10 protein-coding genes and 1 other RNA gene are annotated in these 11546 nt (G+C 58.8%); 8 read left to right on the top strand and 3 right to left on the bottom strand.

Features of this window, described 5'->3' with window-relative positions:
* Positions 1–142: 142 nt before the first annotated feature.
* The 3 genes from ACMWL8_RS19345 to zapA form a co-directional block, all read right to left on the bottom strand.
* Positions 143–739 (bottom strand): 5-formyltetrahydrofolate cyclo-ligase, encoded by a 597-nt coding sequence (locus ACMWL8_RS19345; RefSeq protein WP_045260939.1) that lies wholly within the window; start codon positions 737–739, stop codon positions 143–145.
* Between the two features lie 24 nt (positions 740–763).
* A non-coding RNA gene (gene ssrS / locus ACMWL8_RS19340) (6S RNA) lies at positions 764–947 on the bottom strand.
* A 41-nt stretch (positions 948–988) separates the two neighbouring features.
* Entirely contained in the window at positions 989–1318 is a 330-nt protein-coding gene (zapA, locus tag ACMWL8_RS19335; protein ID WP_006811891.1) for a cell division protein ZapA, read from the bottom strand.
* A gap of 168 nt (positions 1319–1486) precedes the next feature.
* On the opposite strand from zapA, the gene ACMWL8_RS19330 reads away from it, so the two are divergent.
* From ACMWL8_RS19330 to ACMWL8_RS19295, 8 genes are all read left to right on the top strand, one after another.
* The gene (locus ACMWL8_RS19330; protein ID WP_028014333.1) at positions 1487–2065 is read left to right on the top strand and encodes a YecA family protein; all 579 of its coding nucleotides are present in this window, start codon (positions 1487–1489) and stop codon (positions 2063–2065) included.
* Between the two features lie 31 nt (positions 2066–2096).
* Positions 2097–3410, top strand: coding sequence for a Xaa-Pro aminopeptidase (pepP, locus tag ACMWL8_RS19325; protein WP_120247341.1), 1314 nt, complete (start codon positions 2097–2099; stop codon positions 3408–3410).
* A complete protein-coding gene (ubiH, locus tag ACMWL8_RS19320; protein ID WP_045260937.1) occupies positions 3407–4585 on the top strand; it encodes a 2-octaprenyl-6-methoxyphenyl hydroxylase in 1179 nt (392 codons plus the stop codon). Before pepP ends, ubiH begins: the two co-directional genes overlap by 4 nt.
* A 12-nt stretch (positions 4586–4597) precedes the next feature.
* A complete protein-coding gene (ubiI, locus tag ACMWL8_RS19315) occupies positions 4598–5800 on the top strand; it encodes an FAD-dependent 2-octaprenylphenol hydroxylase (protein WP_045260936.1) in 1203 nt (400 codons plus the stop codon).
* Positions 5801–6197: 397 nt separating this feature from the next.
* A complete protein-coding gene (gene gcvT / locus ACMWL8_RS19310; protein WP_045260935.1) occupies positions 6198–7292 on the top strand; it encodes a glycine cleavage system aminomethyltransferase GcvT in 1095 nt (364 codons plus the stop codon).
* Positions 7293–7315: 23 nt separating this feature from the next.
* Positions 7316–7705 carry a glycine cleavage system protein GcvH gene (gcvH, locus tag ACMWL8_RS19305; protein WP_008499718.1) on the top strand — a complete coding sequence of 130 codons (390 nt, stop codon included), beginning with the start codon at positions 7316–7318 and terminating at the stop codon, positions 7703–7705.
* Between the two features lie 118 nt (positions 7706–7823).
* Positions 7824–10697, top strand: a complete 2874-nt coding sequence (gene gcvP / locus ACMWL8_RS19300) for an aminomethyl-transferring glycine dehydrogenase (protein ID WP_045260934.1) — start codon at positions 7824–7826, stop codon at positions 10695–10697.
* Between the two features lie 70 nt (positions 10698–10767).
* Complete coding sequence (locus ACMWL8_RS19295) at positions 10768–11511, top strand: SDR family oxidoreductase (protein WP_045260933.1); 744 nt, start codon at positions 10768–10770, stop codon at positions 11509–11511.
* Positions 11512–11546: the final 35 nt, after the last annotated feature.

Here is an 11546-nt window from a genome sequence, read left to right as displayed (position 1 = left end):
CACTGCAGGGATCTACAACACAGGCTCGTGGCCTAAGGCCGGGTACGGCATGTGGACTGCCTGACAGAAAGAACTGGCCGGTTCTTTCTGTACGGGAGGATAATACAAGGCCGGGTAAGCGTAAGCGCCACCCGGCTTTATGCTACCAAAGCCACGTTTTACCTGGCGTTACCACCGCAGGCAGCGGAATATCCCATTTCTCCACCGGCAACGCCTCCACGCACTGACAATCATGCGCGTAGCCTACCGGCTGCAGCCCGTACTGCCGCCAGTTTTGCAGCGTTCGGTCATAGAACCCCCCGCCCATGCCTAAGCGCTGTCCCTGCTCATCAAACGCCACCAGCGGCGTAATCAGCACGTCCAGCTCGGACAGCGGTAATACGTCGCGCACGTCGAGTTTCGGCTCGGTGATTTTCAGACGATTCACCACCAGTTCGCTGTGCGGATGGTAATGCAGAAACAGCAGATTGCCCCGGCTGAACGGATGCAGTACCGGCAGGTAAACTTTTTTCCCGGCGCGCCAGAGCTGGTCGATAAGCGGCTGGGTGTCCAGTTCGCCGTCAAACGAGAGAAACAGCGCGACGGTGTTTGCCATCATCACGGGCGGATAGGCCATCATGCGGGCAGCAGCCTGCTGCGCAAAGTGTGCTTGTTGTTCGGACGTCAGGGCGCGACGACGCTGGCGAATGAGCTGACGGATGTCCTGGCGTGAAGCAGAAACTTCAGGGAATTGAGTCATCGTAGTCGGTAGAAGAAGAGAGAGGGAATCTCCGAGATGCCGCCGCAGGCTGTAACCCTTGAACCCTTGGTTCAAGGTGAATGTGTCGTCATAGTTTTAAGGCTTCTCGGACGAACCGAGCATGCTCACCAACCATGGAGCGCCACATTCTTGTGGTATGAAATATCGGCTCAGGGGACTGGCCCGCTTGCAAACATCTCAGAGAAATTTTGTCTTCACAGTTACTCTACCATAGTCAACTGCGAAGTGTTATTCAAACTTTGGTCCCGGTCTTTCGGGATTGCGACCTTGATCAAGCAACGCCTGTTCAATGGTCTGCTGGAGCATTTTAATGCGTTGCTCCATGCTGGCCGCGTAATCGCGGGTCTTCGCTTTTTCCTGAGTCAGTTCATAGCTGATGTTCAACGCGGCGATGAAAACCAGCTGCTCAGTATTTGTGACTCTAGTGCGTTCTTTTAGATCTTGCAACCGCTGATTCAAATCGTCCGCAGCCTGATTCAAAGCATCCCTTTGTTCAGGTGGACAATTCACTCGCAGTGAACGGCCAAAAATCTGGAGATCGACGGGTTGTGCAGACATGCCACCTTCCTGCTGATTGACTGCGCTGCCTTCGCTTACTGCCCCGGGGGGCTGCGAAGGGGCGACACTATAGCTACCCTGATGTGAAGATACAAGCCCTTTTCTGGTATCACCAGGGTCCAAAGTGGTAGCATATCATGAATATCCTCCCTTTGATGACGAATGCGTATGTCTATACAGAACGAAATGCCTGGTTACAAGGATTTAAACCAGTTACTGAACCAGCAGGGAGTCGGTCTTACCCCTGCCGAAATGCACGGTCTGATCAGCGGCATACTGTGCGGCGGAAACAGCGACAGCTCATGGCAGCCGCTGATCCACGACCTCACCAACGAAGGGCTGGCGTTTGGCCACGAACTGGCGGAAGCGCTGCGAAAAATGCACGCGGCAACCAGCGATTCGCTGGAAGACGATGGCTTCCTTTTTCAGCTTTATCTGCCTGAAGGCGACGATGTCAGCGTCTTCGATCGCGCCGATGCGCTCGCGGGGTGGGTAAACCACTATCTGCTTGGCCTGGGCGTCACCCAGCCTAAGCTTGATAAAGTCACCGGCGAAGCGGGTGAAGCGATTGACGATCTGCGCAACATCGCCCAGCTTGGCTACGATGAAGAGGAAGATCAGGAAGAGCTGGAAATGTCTCTCGAAGAGATCATCGAGTACGTGCGCGTGGCGGCGCTGCTGTGCCACGACAACTTTACGCGCTCGCAGCCGACCGCGCCGGAAGTTCGCAAGCCAACCTTACATTAAGAAAAATAACGCACAGGAGGGTGTCATGGTTATCTCGCAACAAGAGTATTTGCGCCGTCGTCAGGCGCTGCTGGCAAACATGCAGCCGGGAAGCGCGGCGCTGATTTTTGCCGCGCCGGAAGTGACGCGCAGCGCCGACAGCGAATACCCCTATCGCCAGAGCAGCGATTTCTGGTACTTCACCGGCTTCAACGAGCCGGAAGCGGTGCTGGTGCTGATTAAGAGCAATGACACCCACAACCACAGCGTGATTTTCAACCGCGTACGAGACTTAACCGCTGAGATCTGGTTTGGCCGCCGCTTAGGGCAAGAGGCCGCCCCGGAAAAGCTGGGCGTTGACCGCGCTCTGGCGTTTAGCGAAATCAACCAGCAGCTCTATCAGCTGCTTAATGGCCTCGACGTGCTCTACCACGCGCAGGGCGAATACGCCTACGCCGATGAGATTGTTTTCAACGCGCTGGAAAAACTGCGTAAAGGCTCGCGGCAGAACCTGTCCGCGCCCGCCACCCTCACGGACTGGCGTCCGGTGGTGCACGAGATGCGTCTGTTCAAATCTGAAGAAGAGCTGAACGTGCTGCGCCGTGCGGGCGAAATCAGCGCCCTGGCGCACACCCGCGCGATGGAAAAATGTCGTCCCGGAATGTTTGAATACCAGCTGGAAGGCGAAATTCACCACGAATTTAACCGCCACGGCGCGCGTTATCCCTCCTACAACACCATCGTTGGCGGCGGGGAAAACGGCTGCATTCTGCACTACACCGAAAACGAAAGCGCGCTGCGCGACGGCGATCTGGTGCTGATTGACGCCGGTTGCGAATATCAGGGCTACGCCGGCGACATCACGCGTACCTTCCCGGTGAACGGCAAGTTTTCGCCAGCGCAGCGGGCGATTTATGACATCGTTCTCGAATCACTCGAGACGGCGCTGAAGCTGTATCGCCCGGGCACCTCCATTCAGGAGGTGACCGGTGAGGTGGTGCGTATCATGATTACCGGGCTGGTTAAGCTTGGGATCCTCAAAGGGGATGTCGACACCCTGATTACCGAGAATGCTCACCGCCCGTACTTTATGCACGGCCTGAGCCACTGGCTGGGGCTGGACGTGCACGACGTGGGCGCGTACGGCCCTGAACGTTCGCGCGTGCTTGAACCGGGCATGGTGCTGACCGTCGAGCCGGGGCTGTACATCGCGCCGGATGCCGACGTGCCAGAGGAATACCGCGGAATTGGCATTCGTATTGAAGACGACATCGTCATCACCGAAACCGGCAACGAAAACCTGACCGCGAGCGTGGTGAAAAAAGCGGACGATATCGAGGCGCTGATGGCAGCGGCGCGCGTATGAGCGTGATTATTGTTGGCGGCGGCATGACCGGCGCCACGCTGGCGTTAGCCATCTCGCATTTGACGAAGGGGCAGCTTCCGGTGCATCTGGTTGAAGCCGTCGCGCCGCAGGCGAAGAATCACCCTGGGTTTGATTCCCGCGCCATTGCCCTGGCGCAGGGCACCTGCCAGCAGCTATCCCGCATTGGCATCTGGCAGGCCATTGCCGACTGCGCTACCGCCATTAATACCGTGCACGTGAGCGATCGCGGTCATGCCGGGTTTGTGACGCTGGATGCCCATGATTACCGTATTGATGCGCTGGGTCAGGTCGTTGAACTGCACGATATTGGCCTGCGCCTGTTCCGCCTGTTGCAGGACGCGCCGGGCGTCACGCTGCACTGCCCGGCACGCGTTGCCAGCTTCACCCGCAGTGAAGATGCGGTCAGCGTAACGCTGGACAATGGCACCGTGCTCGACGGGCAGCTTCTGGTGGCGGCTGACGGGTCGCGCTCGGCGCTCGGCACCCAGTGCGGCGTAGCGTGGCGGCAGCAGCCTTACGGGCAGGTCGCAGTCATCGCGAACGTCTCGACCGCAGCAGAACACAACGGCCGGGCGTTTGAGCGCTTCACCCAGCACGGCCCGCTGGCGATGCTGCCGATGACGGGCGGGCGCTGCTCGCTGGTCTGGTGCCACCCGCAGGAAAAGGCCGAAGAGGTTAAATCCTGGTCCGACGAACGTTTTTGTACCGAGCTGCAGAAAGCCTTTGGCTGGCGGCTGGGGCGTATTACCCATGCCGGGAAACGTGCGGTCTATCCGCTGTCGTTAACCACGGCATCACAGTCTGTTTCTCACCGCGTGGCGCTGGTCGGCAACGCGGCGCAAACCCTCCACCCCATCGCCGGGCAGGGCTTTAACCTCGGCCTGCGGGATGTGATGAGCCTGGCCGAAACGCTTTCGCAGGCGTGGAGCGAACAAAAAGACTGTGGCGCTTACCCGGTGCTAAGCCATTACCAGACGCGACGTCAGGCCGATAAAGAGGCGACAATTGGCGTCACCGATGGTTTAGTCCATCTCTTTGCCAATCGCTGGGCGCCGCTGGTTGTTGGTCGCAACCTCGGGCTGATGGCGATGGAACTGTTCATTCCGGCACGTGACGTGCTGGCGCAGCGGACCCTGGGTTGGGTCGCGCGTTAAGGAGTTATCACTGTGCAAAATGTTGATGTTGCCATCGTTGGCGGCGGAATGGTTGGGCTGGCGCTGGCCTGTGGATTACAGGGCAGCGGCCTGCGCGTGGCCGTGCTGGAGCAAAAGCAGCCCCAGCCTGTCGCATCAGATGCCCCGCCGGAACTCCGCGTGTCGGCGATTAACGCGGCCAGCGAAAAGCTTTTGACGCGTCTCGGCGTCTGGTCAGATATCGTCGCCCAGCGCGCCAGCTGCTATCACGGCATGGAAGTGTGGGACAAGGACAGCTTTGGCCATATTGCCTTTGATGATGAAAGCATGGGCTATAGCCATCTGGGGCACATCGTTGAAAACGCGGTGATCCACCACGCGCTGTGGCAGAAAGCAGAGCAGTGCAGCGACGTGACGCTGGTTGCGCCTGCGCAGATCCAGCAGGTGGCATGGGGCGAAAACGAGGCGTTTATCACCCTGCAAAGCGGCGACATGCTGACCGCGCGTCTGGTGGTCGGTGCCGACGGCGCTAACTCCTGGCTGCGCAACAAGGCTGATATCCCGCTGACGTACTGGGATTACCGCCATCATGCGATGGTGGCAACGATCCGTACTGAAGAGCCGCACGGCGGCGTTGCGCGGCAGATTTTCCACAACGACGGCATACTGGCGTTTCTGCCGCTTGCCGAACCGCACCTGTGCTCGATTGTCTGGTCCTTGGTGCCGGAGAAAGCGCAGCAGATGCAGGATGCGACGCCGGAGGCCTTTAACCAGGCGCTGTGCGTGGCGTTTGATAACCGCCTTGGCCTGTGCACGCTTGAAAGCGAGCGGCTGGTTTTCCCGTTAACCGGCCGCTACGCGCGTCAGTTTGCCGCGCACCGTCTGGCGCTGGTGGGGGATGCGGCCCATACCATTCATCCGCTGGCCGGGCAGGGCGTTAACCTCGGCTTTATGGACGCGGCGGAACTGGTGGAAGAACTGCGTCGCCTGCACCGTGAAGGTAAAGATATCGGTCAGCATCTGTATCTGCGTCGCTACGAGCGCAGCCGCAAGCACAGTGCGGCGATGATGCTGGCAGGAATGCAGGGCTTCCGCGAGCTGTTTGCCGGGGCAAATCCGGCGAAAAAACTGCTGCGCGATATCGGCCTCAAGCTGGCCGACACCCTTCCCGGTGTCAAACCTCAACTTCTTCGTCAGGCAATGGGTCTTAACGATCTTCCCGACTGGTTACGCTAACCTCGATCCCCGTCACACTTTATTTTCCCGGCCTTTGCGCCGGGGAAATCCCCTCGTTTGAAATATTCTAATTCCACGCCATTTTTCGCATTAGTTATTCTCATGTCGTGATTTTTACGTGACGGAAATTCGGCCCATTTTTCCGCATGAAATATCACTATGTGCTAAATCCTGTTAGATCATTGTTAATTTTGTGCGGGGTTAATCGCATTTTTCCAGTGAATAACTCTGTAGGCTTTTCAGCGTTTTTTGGTCATAAGCTAATGTGATGACCCGTTTTACCTTATGGTTAACCGCCGGTTTCGGTGGTAAGTTCAGGTAAAAGAGAACGTTTGCGTCGGCATTCGGGAACGAGGCCGATACCGGGTTTCACGGTGAATTTTTCAACGAGGACAAGATGGCTCAACAGACTCCTTTGTACGAACAACACGTGTTATGCGGCGCCCGCATGGTGGACTTCCATGGCTGGATGATGCCGCTGCACTACGGCTCGCAGATTGATGAGCACCACGCGGTGCGCACCGATGCCGGTATGTTCGACGTGTCCCACATGACGATTGTCGATCTGCACGGTAGCCGCACCCGGGAGTTTTTGCGTTATCTGCTGGCAAACGACGTCGCCAAACTGAAGACGCCGGGCAAAGCGCTCTATACCGGCATGCTGAATGCCTCGGGCGGCGTGATTGATGACCTTATCGTCTACTACTTCACCGAAGATTTCTTCCGCCTCGTTGTAAACTCCGCCACCCGCGAAAAAGACCTCTCCTGGATCACCCAACACGCCGAACCTTATGCCATCGACATCACCGTCCGTGACGATCTGTCGCTGATCGCCGTGCAGGGGCCGAACGCGCAGGCAAAAGCCGCGTCTCTGTTCAGCGACGAGCAGCGCACCGCCACCGAAGGCATGAAGCCGTTCTTCGGCGTGCAGGCGGGGGATCTGTTTATCGCCACCACCGGCTATACCGGTGAAGCGGGCTACGAAATTGCGATGCCGAACGAGAAAGCTGCCGATTTCTGGCGTGCGCTGGTAGAAGCGGGCGTGAAGCCTGCGGGCCTGGGCGCGCGCGATACGCTGCGTCTGGAAGCGGGCATGAACCTCTACGGTCAGGAAATGGATGAAGGCGTCTCTCCGCTGGCGGCCAACATGGGCTGGACCATCGCGTGGGAACCGGCTGACCGTGATTTTATTGGCCGTGAAGCGCTGGAGATGCAGCGCGAGAAGGGCACCGAACAGCTGGTGGGACTGGTGATGAAGGAAAAAGGCGTGCTGCGCGGCGAGCTGCCGGTGCGCTTTACCGATGCTGACGGCAATCATCGCGAAGGCGTGATCACCAGCGGTACCTTCTCCCCGACGCTGGGCTACAGTATTGCACTGGCTCGCGTGCCGGCGGGCATTGGCGACACGGCGGTAGTGCAAATCCGCAACCGCGAAATGCCGGTCCACGTGACCAAACCGATTTTTGTTCGCGCCGGTAAGCCGGTCGCCTAACTATTTTTATCAGGAGAACTTCAATGAGCAATGTGCCAGCAGAACTGAAATACAGCAAAGAACACGAGTGGCTGCGCAAAGAGGCGGACGGCACTTACACCGTAGGGATTACCGAGCACGCGCAGGAGCTGCTGGGCGACATGGTGTTTGTTGACCTGCCTGACGTGGGCACGACCGTTAGCGCGGGCGACGACTGCGCCGTGGCGGAGTCCGTAAAAGCGGCATCAGACATCTACGCACCGGTAAGCGGCGAGATTGTTGCGGTCAACGACGCGCTGAGCGATTCGCCAGAGCTGGTCAACAGCGAGCCGTATGAGGGCGGCTGGATCTTCAAGATCAAAGCCAGCGACGAATCGCAAGTTGCCGCGCTGCTGGATGCAACCGCGTACGAAGCACTACTGGAAGACGAATAACGTTGTGCCGGATGGCGCTGCGCTTATCCGGCTTACAGGGCCCGGTAAGCGGTAGCGCCACCGGGCAACAGCGTTACAGATAACTACGATTCACTGCACGTTTCAGGAACCATCGCTCATGACACAGACTTTAAGCCAGCTTGAAAACCGTGGCGCCTTCATTGAACGTCACATTGGGCCGGATGCTCAGCAACAGCAGGAGATGCTGAAGACGGTTGGCGCGGATTCATTAGACGCACTGATCGGCCAGATTGTGCCAAAAGACATCCAGCTTGCCACGCCGCCTCAGGTAGGGGAAGCCACCACGGAGTTCGCCGCGCTGGCGGAGCTGAAGGCTATTGCAGGCCTCAACAAGCGCTATAAGTCTTACATTGGCATGGGCTACACCAACGTGCAGTTACCGCCGGTTATCCTGCGCAACATGCTGGAAAACCCGGGCTGGTACACCGCTTACACCCCTTATCAGCCAGAAGTCTCCCAGGGGCGTCTGGAAGCGCTGCTGAACTTCCAGCAGGTGACGCTGGATCTGACCTGTATGGATATCGCTTCCGCCTCTCTGCTGGATGAAGCGACCGCCGCTGCCGAAGCGATGGCGATGGCAAAACGCGTAAGCAAGCTGAAAAATGCTAACCGCTTCTTCGTAGCGGCGGACGTGCATCCCCAGACGCTGGACGTGGTGCGCACCCGTGCAGAAACCTTCGGTTTTGAGGTGATCGTCGACGACGCCGACAAAGTGCTGGATCACCAGGACGTCTTCGGCGTGCTGCTGCAGCAGGTGGGTACCACCGGCGAAGTTCACGACTACGGCGCGCTGATTGCCGAGCTGAAATCCCGCAAAGTGGTTGTCAGCGTTGCCGCCGATTTTATGGCGCTGGTGCTGCTGACGGCGCCGGGCAAACAGGGCGCGGATATTGTATTCGGCTCCGCGCAGCGCTTCGGCGTGCCGATGGGCTACGGCGGCCCGCACGCGGCGTTCTTCGGCGCGAAAGATGAATTCAAACGCTCCATGCCAGGCCGTATCATTGGCGTGTCAAAAGATGCTGCCGGTAATACCGCGTTGCGCATGGCGATGCAGACCCGCGAGCAGCATATCCGCCGCGAGAAAGCGAACTCCAACATCTGTACTTCCCAGGTACTGCTGGCAAACATCGCCAGCCTGTATGCGGTATTCCACGGTCCGGCTGGCCTGAAGCGCATTGCCAGCCGCATTCACCGCCTGGCCGATATTCTGGCCTGCGGCCTGCAGCAGAAGGGCCTCAAGCTGCGCCACGCGCACTACTTCGACACCCTGTGCGTGGAAGTGGCAGACAAAGCCGCCGTGCTGGCGCGCGCGAATGCAGCAGAAATCAACCTGCGCAGCGACATCCACAACGCGGTCGGCATTACGCTGGATGAAAGCACCACTCGCGACGATATCCTGAGCCTGTTCAGCGTGTTGCTGGGCGACGCACACGGTCTGGACGTTGATACGCTCGACAAAGAGGTCGCGCTCGACAGCCGCTCCATTCAGGAAAGCATGCTGCGCAATGACGCGATCCTGACTCACCCGGTGTTCAATCGCTATCATAGCGAAACCGAGATGATGCGCTATATGCACTCTCTGGAGCGCAAGGATCTGGCGCTGAACCAGGCGATGATCCCGCTGGGCTCCTGCACCATGAAGCTGAACGCCGCGGCAGAGATGATCCCGATTACCTGGCCTGAATTCTCCGAACTGCACCCGTTCTGCCCGCCAGAACAGGCGGAAGGCTATCACATGATGATCAACCAGCTTTCAGACTGGCTGGTGAAGCTGACCGGTTACGACGCGCTCTGCATGCAGCCGAACTCCGGCGCGCAGGGTGAATACGCGGGCCTGCTGGCGATCCGTCACTATCACGAAAGCCGTAACGAAGGCCACCGCGATATCTGCCTGATCCCAAGCTCCGCCCACGGCACCAACCCGGCCTCAGCCCAGATGGCGGGCATGGAAGTGGTGGTGGTAGCGTGCGATAAGAACGGCAACATCGATTTGGCCGACCTGCGTGCGAAAGCCGAGCAGGCGGGCGACAAGCTCTCCTGCATCATGGTGACCTACCCGTCCACCCACGGCGTGTACGAAGAGACCATCCGTGAAGTGTGCGAAGTGGTGCACCAGTTTGGCGGTCAGGTTTACCTCGACGGCGCGAACATGAACGCCCAAGTGGGCATCACCTCTCCGGGCTTCATTGGCGCGGATGTGTCGCACCTGAACCTGCATAAAACCTTCTGCATTCCGCACGGCGGTGGCGGCCCGGGCATGGGGCCAATTGGCGTCAAAGCGCACCTGGCGCCGTTTGTGCCAGGGCACAGCGTGGTGCAGATTGAAGGCATGCTGACCCGTCAGGGCGCGGTCTCTGCGGCCCCGTTCGGCAGCGCATCAATCCTGCCAATCAGCTGGATGTACATCCGCATGATGGGCGCGGAAGGGCTGAAGCAGGCGAGCCAGGTGGCTATTCTGAACGCCAACTACATTGCGACTCGCCTGAAGTCCGCCTTCCCGGTGCTCTATACCGGCCGCGACGGTCGCGTGGCGCACGAGTGCATTCTGGATATTCGTCCGCTGAAAGAGCAGACCGGCATCAGCGAGCTGGATATCGCCAAGCGTCTGATCGACTACGGCTTCCACGCGCCAACCATGTCGTTCCCGGTTGCGGGGACGCTGATGGTGGAGCCGACCGAGTCTGAAAGCAAAGCCGAGCTGGACCGCTTTATCGACGCGATGTTGGCCATCCGCATGGAGATCGACCGCGTGCAGGACGGCGAATGGACGCTGGAAGATAACCCGCTGGTCAACGCCCCGCATACCCAGCACGAGATGGTGGCAGAGTGGAACCACGGTTACTCCCGCGAGCTGGCCGTCTTCCCGGCAGGCGTGGCAAACAAATACTGGCCGACCGTGAAGCGTCTTGATGACGTTTACGGCGACCGTAATCTGTTCTGCTCCTGCGTGCCGATGAGCGAATACCAGTAACATTGCTGATGTAGTAACGTAGGCCGGGTAAGGCGAAGCCGCCACCCGGCTTTTTTATTGGGAGAGGATAATGGCAATTGCACTGGTCACCGGCGCCAGCCGCGGCATTGGGAAAGCCACCGCGCTGCAGCTGGCACGTGAAGGCCACACCGTGGCGGTGAACTATCACCACAACATTAAAGCCGCGACGGACGTTATCAATCAGATCGTTGAGGCCGGCGGTAAAGCGTTTGCCGTGCGTGCGGACATCAGCGATGAAGCTCAGGTGCTGGCGATGTTTGACAGCATCGATCGTGAAGGTGAGCCGCTTCGCGCGCTGGTCAATAATGCAGGCATTCTGTTTGAGCAATCCACCATCGAGAATCTGTCCGCAGAGCGCATTAACCGCGTGCTGGCGACCAACGTCACGGGCTACTTCCTCTGCTGTCGTGAAGCGGTGAAACGCATGTCCATCAAGCATGGCGGCAAGGGCGGGGCGATTGTGAATGTCTCTTCCGCCGCGTCTCGTCTGGGCGCGCCGGGTGAATATGTCGATTACGCTGCTTCTAAAGGCGCGGTAGATTCGCTGACAACCGGGCTATCGCTGGAGGTGGCGGCGCAGGGCATTCGCGTGAACTGCGTGCGGCCTGGGCTGATTTATACCGATATCCATGCTTCCGGCGGAGAGCCGGGGCGAGTGGATCGCGTGAAATCGTTACTGCCGATGCAGCGCGGCGGCCAGCCGGAAGAGGTGGCGCAGGCGATTGTCTGGTTGCTGAGCGAGAAGGCGTCTTACGTGACGGGCAGTTTTATCGAGCTGGCTGGCGGGAAGTAAACCCCTCATCCTAACCCTCTTCCCAAAGGGGAGAG

Origin of the sequence: Enterobacter sp. 04-C-12-SI-ECC, from assembly GCF_047530715.1 — a bacterium.
Taxonomy (GTDB): domain Bacteria; phylum Pseudomonadota; class Gammaproteobacteria; order Enterobacterales; family Enterobacteriaceae; genus Enterobacter; species Enterobacter bugandensis.
Note: the sequence above shows the minus strand (reverse complement) of the source record. Positions and strands in the feature narration are given on the sequence as shown.

Bases quoted from the DNA above. Each gene is read 5' to 3' on its own strand.
- ACMWL8_RS19345 (WP_045260939.1), bottom strand. From the start codon at position 739: ATGACTCAATTCCCTGAAGTTTCTGCTTCACGCCAGGACATCCGTCAG.
- zapA (WP_006811891.1), bottom strand. From the start codon at position 1,318: ATGTCTGCACAACCCGTCGATCTCCAGATTTTTGGCCGTTCACTGCGA.
- ACMWL8_RS19330 (WP_028014333.1), top strand. From the start codon at position 1,487: ATGTCTATACAGAACGAAATGCCTGGTTACAAGGATTTAAACCAGTTA.
- ubiH (WP_045260937.1), top strand. From the start codon at position 3,407: ATGAGCGTGATTATTGTTGGCGGCGGCATGACCGGCGCCACGCTGGCG.
- gcvT (WP_045260935.1), top strand. From the start codon at position 6,198: ATGGCTCAACAGACTCCTTTGTACGAACAACACGTGTTATGCGGCGCC.
- gcvH (WP_008499718.1), top strand. From the start codon at position 7,316: ATGAGCAATGTGCCAGCAGAACTGAAATACAGCAAAGAACACGAGTGG.
- gcvP (WP_045260934.1), top strand. From the start codon at position 7,824: ATGACACAGACTTTAAGCCAGCTTGAAAACCGTGGCGCCTTCATTGAA.
- ACMWL8_RS19295 (WP_045260933.1), top strand. From the start codon at position 10,768: ATGGCAATTGCACTGGTCACCGGCGCCAGCCGCGGCATTGGGAAAGCC.